We start from the raw sequence: 16,660 nt of genomic DNA on the forward strand, positions 1-16,660 counted from the left end.
TCAGACAAAACGCGCTCCAATCGGGGCGCGTTTTCGTTTGGGGCGCTCGGTTGCGGACTTTAGGTGAATTGCTCGCGCAACAACCGCTCTTCCAACCCATGACCGGGATCGAACAAAATCCGGTGGTTCACGGATGGCTCAGAGGCGATTTCAACCCAAAGCACATTGCCGGCAGAGCGACTATCGGCGTCCGCCATCACGGGACGCTTTTCGGGTTCCAAAATATCAATCCGAACAGTTGCGGATTTTGGCAAAAGCGCACCGCGCCACCGCCGCGGACGAAACGCCGCCATCGCGGTGAGCGCCAAAACATCGGACCCAATCGGCAAAATCGGACCGCGTGCCGAATAGTTATACGCCGTGGACCCTGCGGGCGTGGAGAGCAAAACCCCATCACATACCAGCTCTTCCATTCGTATTTTGCCATCGACGGAGACGCGCAATTTGGCCGCTTGCGGGCCCGCACGCAGCATCGATACCTCATTGATTGCCAGCGCGTGATGCATCTCACCATCCGCCCCCAACGCCCTCATGCGCAGCGGATTAATCACCTCTTCTACGGCTTCGGACAGGCGATCACGCAAGCCCTCCTCGTGAAATTCATTCATCAAAAAGCCGACTGTGCCGCAATTCATACCGTACACAGGCACGTCCAGATGCATGGTCGCATGTAACGTTTGCAGCATGAAACCGTCCCCGCCAAGCGCCACGATGACGTCCGCCTCCTCAGCCGCAACAGGCGTGTAGCGTAGTTGCAGGCGCTCGAAGGCGCGCTGTGCGGCTTGTGCTTCGCTGGCCGCAATGGCGATTTTGACCATGATATCTCAACTTTCTGTAGTGATCCGCGACACGAATGCGGTGCCGCCCTTGTCAGTGTGCCTATCAAACCACGACAAGGTTTTCACGTCTTTTCAGCATGCTGCGCCCGAAGGCCTCATACCAACTGGACAGACATGACATCAAAACAGGCCCATTCAAGATCATTATGCACGTGTTATGGGTTTTCCACGGCGCTCACTTTGGCTAAACAAACCGCAGACTCGTCCCTGCTGCCAAGGAGCACCCCCATGACTTCCAACGTCCGCGACGCCGGTTTCTTTACCGAAGACCTTTCATCACGCGACCCCGCAATCTTTGACGTCCTCACAAACGAGCTTGGCCGTCAACGCGATGAGATCGAATTGATCGCCTCCGAAAACATCGTGTCCGCCGCTGTGATGCAAGCACAGGGATCGGTTTTGACCAACAAATACGCCGAAGGATATCCCGGACGCCGCTACTATGGCGGCTGTGATGTTGTGGACATCGCCGAGAACCTTGCGCGCGACCGTGCAAAGGAATTGTTCGGCTGTAAATACGTCAACGTACAACCAAACTCGGGCTCCCAAGCAAACCAAGGCGTGTTCCAAGCGCTCTTGCAGCCGGGTGACACCATCCTCGGCATGTCGCTTGACGCGGGCGGTCACCTGACCCACGGCGCAAAGCCGAACCAGTCCGGCAAATGGTTCAACGCGATCCAGTACGGCGTACGCAAGCAAGATCAGCGCATCGACTACGACCAGATCCAAGAGCTTGCGACCGAGCACAAACCCAAGATGCTTATAGCAGGCGGCTCGGCCATTCCGCGTCAGGTGAACTTCGCAAAGATGCGTGAAATTGCGGATTCCGTTGGCGCCATTTTGATGGTCGACATGGCGCACTTCGCGGGTCTCGTCGCGGGTGGTCAACACCCATCCCCGTTCCCGCATGCCGATGTTGTCACCACCACAACACACAAAACCCTACGCGGCCCACGTGGCGGCATGATCCTGACCAATGATGTCGAGATCGCCAAAAAAGTGAACTCCGCGATTTTCCCCGGTATTCAGGGCGGCCCGCTCATGCACGTGATCGCGGCCAAAGCGGTGGCCTTTGCTGAGGCGCTTCGCCCCGAGTTCAAAGACTACGCTGCACAGGTTGTGAAAAACGCCCAAGCGATGGCAGACCAGTTGATGAAAGGTGGCCTTGATATCGTTACAGGCGGCACAGACACCCACGTTTTGCTCGTTGATTTGCGTCCCAAAGGCGTCAAAGGAAACGCGACTGAAAACGCTTTGGGCCGCGCGCACATCACCTGTAACAAAAACGGCATTCCGTTTGATCCCGAGCCACCAATGGTGACATCTGGCGTGCGTCTTGGCTCGCCCGCCGGCACCACACGCGGATTTGGCGAGGCCGAGTTCCGCAAGATTGCAGATCTGATCGTCGAGGTTGTAGACGGCCTTGCCCAGAACGGCGAAGAGGGCAACGCGGCTGTTGAGGCCAAAGTGAAAGCCGAAGTTGAGGCGCTCTGCGCACAATTCCCGCTGTACCCGAACCTCTAAACCACCGCGAACATCACAGATCAAAGGGGCCAGTCATGGCCCCTTTTTTATGGCGTCAACATCTGTAGTGCTAAATCAAGTCTCGCCAGATCATGATGCCCAAGATCAAGCCAACCGTGACACACACGACAAAGGCAATGCTCGCAATCAGATCAAGGATTTTGTTCTTGCGCCGCTTTGAGGCATCCAAACCGCCGAGGTGACGCGTCAAGTTTTTGACCGCACGCGCCACACGGTCGTGGTCTATCTGGCGCGACAACATTGGATGGGTTTCCCACTGCATTGCCGTAACGATGACGGCCCCGTCACGGCGCGCCCAGCGCGGCAATCGACGCCCCGCCTTTGCGAGCTTCCCAGCAAAACCCACCCCCGCATGCACGCCAAGCCGTTCGCTCAAAAGCGCCGATAGCTGCTCTGCTTGGTGTGAAATAAAGGTGGTCATGTGGATGAAAATAGCAGGTGAGCGGCGCAGGTCACCTGTTTTCTATACGCGCGAGGAGCACAGCCCCGAGGCCACGGATACGCGCAAGCGAGGATCCCCCGCTTGCGCGTCATTTCGTTAGTCGCGCAATGCGCCTTCGTCGTCGGCCCGTGCACGCATTTGCGCCTTTACCTTACGTCCAAAGATGACAGGCAAGATGAAGCCAATAATGGCAATCAGCCAGAGTGTGATCGATAGCGGGCTATCAACCAACGTCATCCAGTCACCATTGTCGATTGTGATGGCGCGCCGCAGGTTGTTCTCCATCGAGTTGCCCAAGAGTGTTCCAAGGATGATGGGAACAAGTGGCACATCAAATTTACGAAGCACCCACCCCAAGACACCAAACCCGATCATCACCAAGAGATCGAATGACGAACCTGAAATACCGTAGATCCCAACAAACGACACCATCGCCACAACGGGCATCAAGATACGCGGAGGCACCATCAACAGGCGGGTGAATAGACCCACCATCGGGATGTTCATCGCCAAGAGCATAAAGTTCGCGATGAAAAGCGCCGCGATCAGACCCCAGACCACATCCGGATTTTGTGTGAACAACAACGGGCCAGGTGTGATGTTGAGCGACAACAACACCGCCAAAAGCACCGCAGTGGTCCCCGACCCCGGAACACCAAGCGCAAGCATAGGAACAAGCGCGCCGCCGGCCGCGGCGTTGTTGCCCGCCTCAGGTGCGGCGACACCACGTGGATCGCCCTTGCCAAACGTCTTGCCGTCTTTATCGACCAAACGTTTCTCGAAAGAGTACGCGATAAAGGAACCAAGGGACGCCCCCGCACCGGGCAAAACACCTGCAACAAAGCCCAATAACGTCGAGCGGATCATGGTCGGTGTGGTGTCTTTGATCATCGACATCGGCGGGGTGAGACGCCCCACTTTGATCTTGTCCGCCGTGCCTTCTGCGTTCCCGTGGCGGTGTTCCAAGAAAATGAACACTTCGGAGAGCGCAAAGAGGCCAACGATTGCGACAAGGAAATCAAGCCCGTCATACAGGTGGACTTCGCCAAAGGTAAAGCGTGGCACACCCGTCTGCGTATCAACGCCGATCATCGCAAAGCCAAGCCCAAGTGCCGCCGCAAATGCCGATTTGGCTTGATTCGTCGACGACACGCCGCCAAGCGTCATGAAGGCCAAGGCAAACAGCGCGAAATATTCAGCCGGTCCGAACAACAACGCGATTTTCACGAGTTGCGGCGCGAGGAAAATAAGCCCCCAAGTCGCAAAGAACGCCCCGACGAAAGAGGCAATGCCAGACAGGGAAAGAGCTTGTCCAGCCATACCTTTTTTCGCCATCGGGTGCCCGTCAAGACAGGTCATCATCGCAGGCTCGTCACCCGGAATGTTGAGCAAGATGGACGAAATACGCCCGCCATACATCGCGCCGTAATAGACAGAGGTCAGCAAAATAAGGGAGGGTGTCGCGCCAAGGCCAAGCGTGAACGCCAGTGGGATCAAAATCGCCACACCGTTCGACGGACCAAGACCCGGAAGCGCGCCCATTACAGTGCCCAAAAAACAGCCCAGCAGGGCCAAAAGGATGTTTTGCCACGTCAATGCAATGGCAAATCCGTCCGCAAGAGACGTCAAAGTATCCATGAGTGTTCTCCTTTAAAAGCCAAGTGGGCCACGTGCGAGCGACAAGCCAAGCACGAGGTGAAAGACAACGTAAATGCCACCAGATGTACCGAGCCCCGTCAAAACGGTCGCAACAAGCCCCGATCCCAAACGCCATGTCAAATAGGCTGCGGCAAATGCGGTCGCGATCAAAAAGCCCAATACGGGCAAAAGTTCGGCATAGAGCATCATGACCACAACTGCGGATAGAATTTCGGCAAGCCGGCCAAGGCTCGGCCATTCGGGCGCACTATCGGGCTTGAGCGCAATAACGATGGAACTAAGGCCAAGAATGGCGGCAATGATTAGCGGGAAGGCTTTGGGACCTACAGCATCGGACAAAAAGCTTTCCTCAATCGCGAGAGCTGCGAAAGCAAAACCAATGGCGATGAGCAGGCCGACAAGTCCAAAAATTCGATCACTCATGGGACGATCCTCTTGAGGTAACGGATAAAAAGGGACGTGGGTAAAGAGTGGGCGCCGCACTCGCATGCGACGCCCTCAAATAAGTGGCGTTCAGAACGCTTATTTGATGATACCGATCTCTTTGGAGATGGTTTGGATCTGGGACACGCTGTTTGCTACGAAAGCTTCGAACGCGTCACCTTGCAGATCAAGCGGGGCCATGCCGTTGTTGGCCATGGTTTCTTTCCACTCAGGTGTCGCATAGAGGTCGGCGATTTTGCCAACCCATGCGTCATATGCTTCGTCGCTCATATCGCCCGGTGCGTAGAACCCGCGCCAGTTTGCGCCGATGGCGTCAACGCCTTGCTCTTTTGCTGTTGGGAAATCCGCAAACTCACCGCCAAGACGCTCAGGAGAGAGAACGGCCAAAACGCGAATATCGCCGCTATCGACGAAGCCTTTGGCCTCGGAGATATCACCTGTGAACGCCTGAACGGACCCTGCGAGAAGCTGTGTGACAGCCTCGCCACCACCGTCAAACGCGATGTACTTCACAGAACGCACATCATCGATGCCATAGGCATTTGCGGCGATGAGCACTTTGAGGTGATCCCAACCGCCAACGGCAGAACCGCCTGCAACAGAAATTGTGGTTGGATCGGCTTTGATGGTGTCGAGCAGCGCGGGCAAATCCGCAATATCGCTATCTGCGGCCACAGCGATCACACCGTAGTCAGCACCGATAGAGGCCAACCAACGCACTTCGTCCATAGAGTTGCCAGGGTATGCACCTTGAGCCAGACGTGTCGCAGTCGCTGCAGAGGCCGCAACGATCAGATCGTTATCATCGCCACGTTTGTTGACAACTTCAGCAAAGGCCACGCCACCGCCGCCACCCGCAAGGTTCACAACCTGCATGGTTTTTTCCAAAAGACCGCGATCTTGAAGTGACTTGCCGACCTGACGGCAAGTGAAATCCCAACCGCCGCCGGGGTTCGCAGGCGCGATACACTCGGGGTTTTCAGGGGTAAAGCCCTCAGCGACAGCGCCAAAGGTGGATGCGCCAAGCAAAGCTGCGGCGACTGTAAGGCGGGTTGCCTTGATGATCATGTGTATTCTCCTCCACATATATTATTTTGTCGGGCCGTATGGCCGCCCGAGGTCCAAAGCACTCGCACCACAGGTTTGCGGTCTCCTCGCGACTTGCTATGAGGGAACTGTAGATGGTTAAGCTGTCGTGAACCTGTCACGATGGGCCAAGGTCGACGGAGGGGAACAAGATGCGCATATTGATCGTCGAAGACGCCGCCGATGTCGCCGAAGCCGTGGCGATCCGGTTGGGTAAAACAGGCATGGCGTGCGATCTCGCGGACAGCTGTGCCGTGGCCGAGGATTTTCTCGCGGTTCAGCGCTACGACGCAATTGTACTCGATATCAATCTGCCTGACCGCAATGGCACGGAATTGTTGCATGACATGCGCATGCGCGGCGATCGCACGCCCGTGTTGATGCTCACCGCCTTGTTTTCCGTCGATGATCGCGTGTCCGCACTTGATCTGGGTGCCGATGACTACCTCGTCAAACCGTTTGATCAACGCGAACTCGAGGCGCGGTTGCGGGCCTTGGTGCGGCGTGAGGCGGAGCAAAAATCGGACGCCGTCACCCTTGGCCCACTGGCCTTTTCACCTGCTGCACTCAGCGCCACCCTTAATGGTGCCCCCCTTGATCTGACGCGCCGTGAAGCCACGCTTTTAGGGCTATTGCTACGCAGTCAGGGGGCGGTTTTGAGCAAACAGCGTCTTTATGACGGACTATTCGCCTTTGATGATGCCGATGTCGGACTAAATGCGATTGAACTTTATATCGCTCGCTTGCGCAAAAAACTGTCGGCGTCATCCATTGGCATCGAAACGCAACGCGGCATCGGCTACCGGATTTTCGCGTATGAATAAATCCGCCACAAACCTGACGGTCAACCGCACACTTTTGTCACGCGTGATGGGCGGAGTACTATCGCTCTTGGCCATGGGCGGCGTTGTGGTCATGCTAGCATCCTTTGCCTATGGCAAAAATGCCGCGCGCCAATCCTTTGACCGTTTGCTGGTCGGGGCCGCAAGCGACATCGCGGAATCAATCAATGTGGTCGACGGGACGCCTGTTGCCGACATTCCTGTCTCCGCTTTTGGACTACTGGCCTTCGCCGATTCCGACCGCGTGACCTATTCGGTGCGCGGACCAGATGGCACGCTGTTGACGGGGCATGACGGCGCAAAAGAACGCCTTGGCGAACCCCGCGCGATCACCCAACCGCATTTTTTCGACAGCTCCATCCAAGACGAAGCGGCACGGTTCGTCACGGTTGTACGGCGGTTTTCAGAGCGAGATTTTTCCGGCAATGTGTTTGTCACGGTTGGACAGACCTTGCGGGCGCGCAACGCAATGGCCATGAGCCTGACAACAGGGGCCGCGATTGTGACCGGACTGGGTGGGATCGCACTTCTACTAAGTGCCTTTTTTGTCATTCGCTCCGCCATGCGCCCGCTTGAGCGCATGACACAAGAGATGTTGGACCGCGACCCCTACGATCTCACCCCGATGCCCGCCGATGGTCCCGCCGAGGTGGTTGTGATGGTCCATGCCATGAACCGGTTTATGGGGCGGCTCGACCGCCAAGTTGGCGCAATGAAACATTTGATTTCAGACACCGCGCATCAGTTGCGCACACCAGTCGCCGCGATCCGCGCACAAGCGGAACTTGCGATTGAGGATGATGGCGATCACCTGCCGCAACGTCTTGACCGGCTGGTGCGGCGCACGCGGTCGCTTGGGACACTGCTTGATCAAATGCTGTCACGTGCCTTGGTGATTCACCGCTCTGACAACGCCCCACCCACGCCAGTCGATTTACGCGACATTGCGCTCAAAGTGCTGGAGGACCGCGATCACGAAGTGTTGGCCCCTCACACTGTGGTCGACTTACGCATTGGCGAGACGCCCGTCATGGTGTTGGCCGACGATATATCACTTGGAGAAGCCGTTAAAAACATGCTTGCAAACGCACTACGCCATGGAACCTCCCCTGTGGCCATTGGGACATCGTGTGACCACGGGCGCGGAGAGATATGGGTCGAAGACGCTGGAAGCGGCCCATCTGCGGACGTCCTCGAAAAGATAGGACAACGCTTTGAACGCTCGGCCGCCTCAACGGGCAATAGTGCGGGCCTTGGCCTGTCGATTGTACGCGCTGTTGCACAGGCCTTTGACGGCAGCGTCCAGATGGACAAAACACCCACCGGCTTTCGCGTCACGCTAAGCCTGCCTCACCAAACCGAAGTGACATCATCATGAGGCCATCCCACATGCAAAGCGGCGTCATCGCAGCCCTCGTCAGTCTGTGCCTTTGGGCCACTCCGGTGTGTGCCCAAGAAGCCATTGCGCAGTTTGGCGCACCGACGACAAGCGGCACAGCCCTTGTCGTGCGCTCCACCACCGACATTGCCATTCTTGCCCCTGCTCTAACCGCCTTCGTCGCGGCCAATCCGCGAATTGGCATCACCTATGAGCAATGGGGATCCAACGCGCTGTACGCCGATGGCCTCGCGGCCTGTGAGGGCACCGAGGCCTCCGCAGACGTTGTGATTTCATCCGGCGTTCATCAGATGGTAGATTTGGTCAATCGCGCCTGTGCCAGCCCCTATGCGTCACCTTTTGCCGCGACCCTACCTGCCGCACGCAAGTGGCGTGACGAGCTTTGGGGAATTACCCAAGAGGCCGCTGTTACGATTTACAACACGGCACTCGTCCCCGCTGAGGACGCGCCGCAAACACGGTTTGCCTTGCTTGACCTTATGCGGCGTCAGTCCGACCACTACCGCGGGCGCATCGCCACCTATGACGTAGAACGCTCTGGGCTCGGTTTTTTGTTTGCATTCATGGACAGTCAGGAAGCCACCACGTTTGGTGGGCTTCTTGAGGGGTTTTCACGCGTTGATGCGGTCGCAACCTGTTGTTCGGCGGAAATCATCAAGGGCGTGCAGCGCGGCGATTATTTGATCGCATACAACGTGCTTGGATCCTACGTGGCCTCGGTCCCGCATGAGAATCTGGGCGTTATCTATCCAAAGGACTATACCCTGTTTTTGTCGCGCGCCCTGATGATCCCAAAGGCCGCCGCGCATAAAGAGCAAGCCGCGCAATTTTTGGACTTTCTTTTGTCACCCGAGGGACAGGGCATTCTGGCGCAAAGTAACTTGGTTCAACATCTTGATACGGACGCATCCCCCCTGCCGCAAAGTGCACAGCGCTATATCCCGATTGATCTGACGCTCCTTGTGGCGATGGATCAGCACCGCCGCGCGAGTTTCGTTGCAAAATGGCGCGCAACCTTTGGCGCGGGCGCACGCTAACCCCCATTTCCGCACGCCCGTATAGTTTGATCAAAAACCAAACCCACAAATGCAAAAAGCCCGCAGTCTCCCACGGGCTTTTCGAACTCTCATAGGCCAACGCGTTTACACGTCAGCAACACAGACTTGATTTTGAGTGCCAAGCTTGTCGATCCCAAGGGCAACCTTGTCGCCCACTTTGAGATAACGCGGCGGTTTAAAGCCAAGGCCAACACCCGGAGGCGTGCCAGTGGACACAATGTCACCCGGCTCAAGCGTAAAGAACTGCGAAAGGTAGGACACGAGGAACGGCACGCGGTAGACCATCGTGGAGGACGAGCCGTCCTGAACACGCTCACCATTCACCTCTAGCCACATTCCAAGGTTGTCAAAATCGCCCACTTCGTCAGGCGTCACAAGCCATGGACCGGTCGGGCCAAAGTTGTCGGACGATTTGCCTTTGACCCACTGGCCCGCACGTTCCGCCTGAAATTCGCGCTCGGACACATCGTTGATCAGGCAAAAACCTGCAACGTGATCCATCGCGTCCTCTTCAGAAACATATTTCGCAGTCTTGCCAATCACGAAGCCAAGCTCGACCTCCCAGTCGGTTTTGACCGAGTTGCGCGGAATGATGATCGGATCATTCGGGCCGCAAATGGCCGATGTAAATTTAGCAAAAATGACCGGCTCTGGCGGAACCTCAAGGCCCGATTCAGCCGCGTGATCGGCGTAGTTGAGACCGATGCAGATAAATTTGCGGGTGCCGCCCACACAAGAGCCCAAACGCGGGTTGCCCTCAACGATGGGTAGAGACGCCACGTCGATGTCTTTGAGAGTGGCGAGGTTGACCAAAACGTCCCCCGCAATATCAGCCACATGCGCAGAAAGATCGCGCAGATTGCCGTCGTTGTCTACCAATGCGGGCTTTTCTGCGCCGCGCTCGCCGTATCGTGCAAATTTCATATGTCTTGATCCTTTTGTTTGGCGTCTTAAGCGGTCCAACCGCCGTCGATGACGTGGATTTGGCCCGTGGTAAAGCTGCTCTCATCGGAGGCGAGATAGGCCACGAGGGCCGCGATTTCGTCGGGCTGACCGATACGCCCCATTGGCTGGCGCGCAATAAAGGCCGCCATCGCGCCCTCATAATCCCCGGTGTCGCGCAAACGTTGATGCAATGAGGGGCTATCGACCGTACCCGGTGCAATCGCGTTACAACGAATGCCCTTGGTCACATAGTCGTTTGCAATGGCTTTCGTCATGCCCGCAACTGCGGCTTTGGACGCCGAGTAAATCAGGCGATTGACCGGCCCCGTGATCGGACCCGCGACAGACGACATGTTAATGATCGAGCCTTTGCCCTGCGCCAACATCGCGGGTAGAAACGCACGGATCATGCGAAACTGCGCTTTGGCGTTGAGGTCAAACGCGAAATCCCACTCGTCTTCGGTGGCGGTCAAAATGTCGCCGCCATGCACGATGCCCGCACAGTTGAACAACACGTCCGCCGTGCCCACCTCAGCCGCAAAGGCCGTGATAGCATCGCCGTCGAGGACATTGAGTTTGCGTGCCTCAATCCCGTCAATCGCATCGAGCTCCGCCAACGCGGCCTCATTAATGTCAGTCGCAATAACGCGCGCACCCTCTAGGGCCAAACGCTCCGCTGAGGCGCGTCCAATCCCTTGCCCTGCGGCTGTCACAACGCAGGTTTTATTTTTCAATCGCTCCAAAGTCCCCTCCTCATACACGGGTTGGCATGGTGGCCTCTCCGGTGGGTTTGCAATGTCTATAGGCCAGAGGTAACGCACCTTGGTCAAGTCCCTGCCTTTCAAATGGTATACCATTTCGAGATCGAAAGGCTATATTGCGAATTTCGCGCCCCACCTGTTCACTTGTGCGCCACCCCTTGCACCACTCTACGGCGTTGACCCATAGTGGTCTTTGCTCGACACTTGCTTGGCGCACGTGACCTATGACGCCCCCTTTGGAGACCCACACCGATGCTGATCGACACTCACCTCCACCTCATCGACCGCAAACGTATCTCCTATCCGTGGCTTGAGGATGTCCCGGACCTGAACGCCGATTGGTCCTACGCGGCCTATGACGACATGGCGCAACGGCTTGGCATTGAGGGCGCACTGCACATGGAGGTCGATGTTGATCCAACTGACATTGCTACAGAAACCGCCATGGTTGCTGAGCTGATGGCACAAGGCGGGACGCTCATGCGCGGTGCCATTTCATCTGCCCGCCCCGAAGATGAAGGCTTTGAGGCGTTTCTCGATCGCTTGGATCTCACGGTCGTAAAGGGCATACGCCGCGTGTTGCATGTCATGCCTGATGATCTTTCACGGTCCTCCCTTTTTCGCGCGAATATACGCAAACTGGGTGCGCATGGCCTGCCCTTTGATATTTGTGCGCTAGCGCGCCAACTTGATATCGCGATCGAGCTGATCGATGCCTGCCCTGATACCGAATTTGTGGTCGACCATTGCGGCGTGCCCGACATCGCGGGCGGCGCATATGACGACTGGGCCGCATCGATAAACCGTCTCGCGCAGCGCCCGAACGTGAACGCCAAAATATCTGGAATTACCGCCTATGCGACACCGGATTGGACCGTAGACACCCTACGCCCTTACGTCGAACATGTGATCGAAAGCTTTGGCTGGGACCGCGTTGTTTGGGGGTCCGACAGCCCAGTGTGCACGCTGAACGCATCGCTTGAACGTTGGGTCGCGGCCACGCATGACCTCACTGCGGGCGCATCAGACGACGAGCGCGCGCTCTTTTATGCGTTCAACGCCGCGCGCATTTGGGATCTCGCACTTTAGCTCCACCCCGACACAGGTGAGTCGCACGACAATCCGACCCCATGAGGTCACGAGCATCATAGGGTAAATGCCCACCCGTTTTGTGTTAGCGCCCTCATTTGCACGCCACCTGAGCGGCGCACCCACGTGGCAGATGACAACTCGCAATTTACCCAACGTTAACCCTTTGCAATCACATCAAATTTTCTAATTTTTAGTCACAATTTACAAATGCCGAACTCAAATAGTGAAGTTGTTAACAAAAAAACGTAGCATGCGCAGCATCTTACGCGCTTTTTGACAAAAACCCCGTTAAACCTCAACGCAGGAGGAGGTTCGCGTTCGCGCAACCCCCATGGAGAGACTATTCAGGGAGCTTGCAATGTCTGACGAAACCCTCATGACAAAACCCTCACCCGCCTTTACGGCGTCTGCGCATATTGATCGTGCGGGGTATGATGAGATGTATGCGCGCTCTGTGTCTGATCCTGTGGGATTTTGGGGGGAGATGGGCAAGACGCTTGATTGGATCACGCCCTATACCCAAGTCAAAAACACCACATTCGATTTCGGCCGCGTGGATATCCAGTGGTATTCGGACGGCGTGCTCAACGTGTCCGCCAACTGTATCGACCGCCATTTGCCCAAGCGCTCACTGCAAACCGCGATCATTTTCGAGCCGGACGACCCCGAGACCCCCGCCCAGCACATCACCTACAAAGAGCTGTCTGACAAGGTCAACCGCTTTGCCAACGTGCTGTTGTCTCAGGGCGTGATGCGCGGCGACCGCGTGGTGATCTACCTGCCGATGATCCCCGAGGCCGCCTATGCCATGCTGGCCTGTGCGCGTATCGGCGCGATCCATTCCATTGTATTCGCTGGATTTTCCCCAGACGCGCTGGCCAACCGCATCAACGACAGTGGCGCAAAGGTGGTGATCACCGCTGATCACGCCCCGCGCGGTGGCCGCTCCACCCCGCTCAAATCCAATACCGATGCCGCCCTGTTGCACTGCTCCGACAAAGTGCGCTGCCTCGTGGTCAAACACACCGGCGAGCAGACCTCATGGGTCCAAGGTCGCGATGTCGACGTCAAATACCTGATGGAGCACGCAAGCCCCGAGTGCCCGCCCCGTCCGATGAACGCCGAAGATCCGCTCTTCGTGCTCTACACCTCTGGCTCGACCGGCAAGCCAAAGGGCGTGGTCCACACCTCGGGCGGCTATCTGACCTACGCGGCACTGACGCATAAATACGTCTTTGATTACCATGATGGCGATGTGTTTTGGTGCACCGCCGATGTCGGTTGGGTCACGGGTCACAGCTACATTATCTACGGCCCGCTGGCGAACGGCGCCACCACCGTGATGTTCGAGGGCGTGCCAACCTACCCCGATGCCGGCCGGTTCTGGCAGGTTTGTGAAAAGCACAAGGTGAACCAGTTCTACACCGCGCCCACGGCGTTGCGTGCGCTGATGGCTCACGGCAATGCGCCCGTGGAAAAATATGACCTATCGTCCATTAAAGTGCTCGGCACCGTGGGCGAGCCGATCAATCCAGAGGCATGGAATTGGTACAATGACGTGGTCGGCAAGGGCAAAGCTCCGATCGTCGACACGTGGTGGCAGACCGAAACAGGCGGGCACCTTTTGGCGCCACTTCCGGGCGCTGTGGCCACCAAACCGGGCTCTGCGACCTTGCCATTCTTTGGCGTACAGCCGGTGATTTTGGACGCTACAAGCGGCGAAGAAATCACCACCACCGAGGCCGAGGGCGTGTTGTGCCTCAAGGACTCATGGCCCGGCCAGATGCGCACCGTTTGGGGCGATCACGAGCGGTTCCAAGAAACCTATTTCCAACAGTACAAAGGCTACTATTTCTCGGGCGATGGCTGTCGCCGTGACGCCGATGGCTACTACTGGATCACGGGGCGCGTCGACGATGTGATCAACGTGTCGGGCCACCGCATGGGCACCGCCGAAGTCGAAAGCGCACTCGTCGCCCACGCCGCCGTGGCTGAGGCCGCCGTGGTCGGATATCCCCATGAAATCAAAGGCCAAGGCATCTACGCCTATGTCACTTTGATGAATGACCAAGAGCCAAGTGATGCGCTCAAAAAGGAACTCGAGGTCTGGGTGCGCACCGAAATCGGCCCGATTGCAAAGCCTGATTTTATCCAGTGGGCCCCTGGCCTGCCCAAAACCCGCTCCGGCAAAATCATGCGCCGCATCCTACGCAAAATCGCCGAAAACGACACAGGCAGCATGGGCGACATCTCAACCCTCGCAGACCCAAGCGTTGTCGAGGATTTGATTGGAAATTCTATATACGCAGTATCTGCGTAACTGTGGTATAAGTTAGTATCGCTTCCCCACATGGGGTGGCGATATGATCCCCGACCCACAACATACGGGTCGACTGGGAAGGGAGGCGACACAGAGCATGCCGCTCGTGTTGCAGTTAAATGATGACGGCAAGTGGACACAATCCGCACCGTGATCGGGGACAAAAGGGAGGACCGCATAATGGCGGACAACTCACAAAACAACGCTTACTGGGCAGCGAACAAACGGATCATCGGCATTAGCCTCGTGATCTGGTTCCTGTGTTCATTCGGTGCAGGCATCCTGTTCCGTCCGATGCTGTCAGGCATCAAAATTGGCGGCACGGACCTCGGGTTCTGGTTTGCACAACAAGGGTCGATCCTTGTGTTTCTTGTGCTGATCTTCACCTACGCAATCAAAATGAACAAACTCGACAAAGAACACGGCGTCGACGAATAAGGAGCCCAGAGAATGGATCAGTTTACCCTCAACCTCATCGTTGTGGGCGCGACTTTTGCGCTCTACATCGGTATCGCGATCTGGGCCCGTGCGGGTTCCACATCTGAATTCTATGCAGCTGGCCGTGGGGTCCACCCCATCGTCAACGGTATGGCAACTGGCGCTGACTGGATGTCTGCCGCATCGTTTATTTCGATGGCCGGTATCATCTCTTTTGGCGGCTATAACACCTCCGCTTACCTGATGGGTTGGACGGGCGGCTACGTGCTTCTCGCTATGCTCATCGCGCCTTATCTGCGCAAGTTCGGCAAATTCACCGTGCCCGAGTTCATCGGTGACCGTTTCTATAGCCAAACAGCACGCACCGTGGCTGTTATCTGTCTCATCGTTGCGTCTTTGACCTACGTGATCGGCCAGATGACGGGCGTTGGCGTTGCGTTCTCGCGCTTCCTCGAAGTGGACAAAACAACCGGTCTTTTGATCGGTGCAGCCATCGTGTTTTTCTACGCGGTTATTGGCGGCATGAAGGGCATCACCTACACGCAGGTCGCCCAGTATGTCGTTCTCATCACGGCCTACACGATCCCTGCGATCTTCATCTCGCTCAAACTCACAGGCAATCCTGTCCCACCGCTTGGTCTGTTCGCAGATGCCAAGTCGACGGGTCTGCCATTGCTTGAGACGCTCAACGGGATGCTCGCGGACCTCGGCTTTGCCGAATACACCAAGCAATCAGATACAACGCTGAACATGTTCTTGTTCACCGTGTCTTTGATGATTGGTACCGCCGGCCTGCCACACGTTATCGTGCGTTTCTTTACGGTTCCAACCGTAGCTGATGCGCGTTCGTCTGCCGGTTGGGCCTTGGTCTTTATCGCATTGTTGTACCTCACCGCTCCTGCGGTTGCTGCAATGGCGCGTGTGAACCTGATCGACACGTTTTACCCCAATGGCACAACAAGCGAGGCCGTCTCTCTCGAAGCAATCGAGAACGACGCAAACCTTGATTGGGTGCGCAACTGGGAGCAAACAGGTCTCTTGGGCTTTGAAGACAAAAACGGCGATGGCTTCATCCAGTATAATGGATCGGCCGACAACGAGTTGACCGTGAACCGTGACATCATCACGCTTGCCAACCCCGAGATTGCCAACCTTCCCGGTTGGGTGATCGCACTGGTTGCTGCGGGTGGCCTAGCGGCGGCACTCTCGACTGCTGCGGGCTTGCTCATGGCGATTTCGTCAGCTGTCTCTCACGACCTCATCAAGTCGCAGATCAACCCATCCATCTCCGAGAAAGGCGAACTCTTGTCCGCTCGTATCGCAATGGGTGTCGCGATCTTGGTTGCAACCTACCTCGGCATGAACCCTCCGGGCTTTGCCGCGCAAACCGTGGCTCTTGCCTTTGGTCTGGCTGCCTCCTCGATCTTCCCTGCTTTGATGATGGGGATCTTCTCCAAGCGCGTGAACAACAAAGGCGCGGTTGCGGGTATGCTTGCAGGTCTTGGTGTGACAGTTGTCTACATCTTCTTGCACAAAGGTTGGTTCTTTATCCCAGGAACAGCATCCTTTGACGACAGCAACCCATTGCTCTTGTCGATCAAATCGACATCCTTTGGCGCAATCGGTGCGGCAATCAACTTTGCGGTCGCCTACGTGGTCTCCAACGCCACAGACGAGCCGCCTGTTGAAATTCAGGAACTGGTCGAAAGCATCCGTATCCCACGTGGTGCCGGCGGCGCTGTTGATCACTAAATAGGATTGGGCTGGCCCTCGGGCCTGCCCGTCTTCAT

General features: G+C 56.7%; 15 protein-coding genes. 8 read left to right on the plus strand and 7 right to left on the minus strand.

What is annotated here, in order from left to right; genetic code table 11:
• Positions 1-59: 59 nt before the first annotated feature.
• The gene (locus IMCC12053_RS13620; RefSeq protein WP_062219953.1) at positions 60-818 is read right to left on the minus strand and encodes an NAD kinase; all 759 of its coding nucleotides are present in this window, start codon (positions 816-818) and stop codon (positions 60-62) included.
• A gap of 249 nt (positions 819-1,067) precedes the next feature.
• On the opposite strand from IMCC12053_RS13620, the gene glyA reads away from it, so the two are divergent.
• Complete coding sequence (glyA, locus tag IMCC12053_RS13625) at positions 1,068-2,363, plus strand: serine hydroxymethyltransferase (protein ID WP_062219955.1); 1,296 nt, start codon at positions 1,068-1,070, stop codon at positions 2,361-2,363.
• A 70-nt stretch (positions 2,364-2,433) separates the two neighbouring features.
• Here the strand turns inward: glyA and IMCC12053_RS13630 are convergent, their stop codons facing one another.
• From IMCC12053_RS13630 to IMCC12053_RS13645, 4 genes are all read right to left on the minus strand, one after another.
• The gene (locus IMCC12053_RS13630; RefSeq protein ID WP_062219959.1) at positions 2,434-2,805 is read right to left on the minus strand and encodes a hypothetical protein; all 372 of its coding nucleotides are present in this window, start codon (positions 2,803-2,805) and stop codon (positions 2,434-2,436) included.
• 117 nt (positions 2,806-2,922) lie between these two features.
• Positions 2,923-4,464: a tripartite tricarboxylate transporter permease gene (locus tag IMCC12053_RS13635; protein ID WP_062219962.1), complete on the minus strand. Its 1,542-nt coding sequence runs from the start codon at positions 4,462-4,464 to the stop codon at positions 2,923-2,925.
• Between the two features lie 12 nt (positions 4,465-4,476).
• Positions 4,477-4,908, minus strand: a complete 432-nt coding sequence (locus IMCC12053_RS13640; RefSeq protein ID WP_062219964.1) for a tripartite tricarboxylate transporter TctB family protein — start codon at positions 4,906-4,908, stop codon at positions 4,477-4,479.
• Positions 4,909-5,007: 99 nt separating this feature from the next.
• Positions 5,008-5,997, minus strand: coding sequence for a Bug family tripartite tricarboxylate transporter substrate binding protein (locus IMCC12053_RS13645; RefSeq protein ID WP_062219966.1), 990 nt, complete (start codon positions 5,995-5,997; stop codon positions 5,008-5,010).
• Positions 5,998-6,167: 170 nt separating this feature from the next.
• On the opposite strand from IMCC12053_RS13645, the gene IMCC12053_RS13650 reads away from it, so the two are divergent.
• From IMCC12053_RS13650 to IMCC12053_RS13660, 3 genes are read left to right on the plus strand one after another with little or no spacing between them, the layout of a single operon-like run.
• Positions 6,168-6,839, plus strand: coding sequence for a response regulator transcription factor (locus IMCC12053_RS13650; protein ID WP_062219968.1), 672 nt, complete (start codon positions 6,168-6,170; stop codon positions 6,837-6,839).
• Positions 6,832-8,235 carry a sensor histidine kinase gene (locus tag IMCC12053_RS13655; protein ID WP_062219972.1) on the plus strand — a complete coding sequence of 468 codons (1,404 nt, stop codon included), beginning with the start codon at positions 6,832-6,834 and terminating at the stop codon, positions 8,233-8,235. Before IMCC12053_RS13650 ends, IMCC12053_RS13655 begins: the two co-directional genes overlap by 8 nt.
• On the plus strand, positions 8,232-9,293 hold the full coding sequence (locus IMCC12053_RS13660) for an ABC transporter substrate-binding protein (RefSeq protein WP_236852434.1): 1,062 nt from the start codon (positions 8,232-8,234) through the stop codon (positions 9,291-9,293). Before IMCC12053_RS13655 ends, IMCC12053_RS13660 begins: the two co-directional genes overlap by 4 nt.
• Positions 9,294-9,398: 105 nt before the next feature.
• Here IMCC12053_RS13660 and IMCC12053_RS13665 read toward each other — a convergent pair whose 3' ends face one another.
• Both IMCC12053_RS13665 and IMCC12053_RS13670 read right to left on the minus strand, forming a co-directional pair.
• Positions 9,399-10,238 carry a fumarylacetoacetate hydrolase family protein gene (locus IMCC12053_RS13665; RefSeq protein ID WP_062219976.1) on the minus strand — a complete coding sequence of 280 codons (840 nt, stop codon included), beginning with the start codon at positions 10,236-10,238 and terminating at the stop codon, positions 9,399-9,401.
• A 26-nt stretch (positions 10,239-10,264) separates the two neighbouring features.
• Positions 10,265-11,002, minus strand: coding sequence for an SDR family oxidoreductase (locus tag IMCC12053_RS13670; RefSeq protein WP_062219978.1), 738 nt, complete (start codon positions 11,000-11,002; stop codon positions 10,265-10,267).
• Between the two features lie 270 nt (positions 11,003-11,272).
• Between IMCC12053_RS13670 and IMCC12053_RS13675 the strand changes: the two genes are divergently transcribed.
• The 4 genes from IMCC12053_RS13675 to IMCC12053_RS13690 all read left to right on the plus strand — a co-directional run bounded on the left by IMCC12053_RS13675 (position 11,273) and on the right by IMCC12053_RS13690 (position 16,622).
• Positions 11,273-12,109, plus strand: coding sequence for an amidohydrolase family protein (locus IMCC12053_RS13675; protein ID WP_062219980.1), 837 nt, complete (start codon positions 11,273-11,275; stop codon positions 12,107-12,109).
• 361 nt (positions 12,110-12,470) lie between these two features.
• Positions 12,471-14,432: an acetate--CoA ligase gene (gene acs, locus IMCC12053_RS13680; RefSeq protein ID WP_062219982.1), complete on the plus strand. Its 1,962-nt coding sequence runs from the start codon at positions 12,471-12,473 to the stop codon at positions 14,430-14,432.
• Between the two features lie 180 nt (positions 14,433-14,612).
• Complete coding sequence (locus IMCC12053_RS13685; protein WP_062219984.1) at positions 14,613-14,870, plus strand: DUF4212 domain-containing protein; 258 nt, start codon at positions 14,613-14,615, stop codon at positions 14,868-14,870.
• 12 nt (positions 14,871-14,882) lie between these two features.
• Complete coding sequence (locus tag IMCC12053_RS13690; RefSeq protein ID WP_062219986.1) at positions 14,883-16,622, plus strand: sodium:solute symporter family protein; 1,740 nt, start codon at positions 14,883-14,885, stop codon at positions 16,620-16,622.
• Positions 16,623-16,660: the final 38 nt, after the last annotated feature.

Source organism: Celeribacter marinus (assembly GCF_001308265.1).
GTDB classification, from domain to species: Bacteria; Pseudomonadota; Alphaproteobacteria; order Rhodobacterales; family Rhodobacteraceae; genus Celeribacter; species Celeribacter marinus.

Coding starts and splice junctions, on each gene's coding strand:
- IMCC12053_RS13620 (WP_062219953.1), bottom strand. CDS start 818: ATGGTCAAAATCGCCATTGCGGCCAGCGAAGCACAAGCCGCACAGCGC.
- glyA (WP_062219955.1), top strand. CDS start 1,068: ATGACTTCCAACGTCCGCGACGCCGGTTTCTTTACCGAAGACCTTTCA.
- IMCC12053_RS13630 (WP_062219959.1), bottom strand. CDS start 2,805: ATGACCACCTTTATTTCACACCAAGCAGAGCAGCTATCGGCGCTTTTG.
- IMCC12053_RS13635 (WP_062219962.1), bottom strand. CDS start 4,464: ATGGATACTTTGACGTCTCTTGCGGACGGATTTGCCATTGCATTGACG.
- IMCC12053_RS13640 (WP_062219964.1), bottom strand. CDS start 4,908: ATGAGTGATCGAATTTTTGGACTTGTCGGCCTGCTCATCGCCATTGGT.
- IMCC12053_RS13645 (WP_062219966.1), bottom strand. CDS start 5,997: ATGATCATCAAGGCAACCCGCCTTACAGTCGCCGCAGCTTTGCTTGGC.
- IMCC12053_RS13650 (WP_062219968.1), top strand. CDS start 6,168: ATGCGCATATTGATCGTCGAAGACGCCGCCGATGTCGCCGAAGCCGTG.
- IMCC12053_RS13655 (WP_062219972.1), top strand. CDS start 6,832: ATGAATAAATCCGCCACAAACCTGACGGTCAACCGCACACTTTTGTCA.
- IMCC12053_RS13660 (WP_236852434.1), top strand. CDS start 8,232: ATGAGGCCATCCCACATGCAAAGCGGCGTCATCGCAGCCCTCGTCAGT.
- IMCC12053_RS13665 (WP_062219976.1), bottom strand. CDS start 10,238: ATGAAATTTGCACGATACGGCGAGCGCGGCGCAGAAAAGCCCGCATTG.
- IMCC12053_RS13675 (WP_062219980.1), top strand. CDS start 11,273: ATGCTGATCGACACTCACCTCCACCTCATCGACCGCAAACGTATCTCC.
- acs (WP_062219982.1), top strand. CDS start 12,471: ATGTCTGACGAAACCCTCATGACAAAACCCTCACCCGCCTTTACGGCG.
- IMCC12053_RS13685 (WP_062219984.1), top strand. CDS start 14,613: ATGGCGGACAACTCACAAAACAACGCTTACTGGGCAGCGAACAAACGG.
- IMCC12053_RS13690 (WP_062219986.1), top strand. CDS start 14,883: ATGGATCAGTTTACCCTCAACCTCATCGTTGTGGGCGCGACTTTTGCG.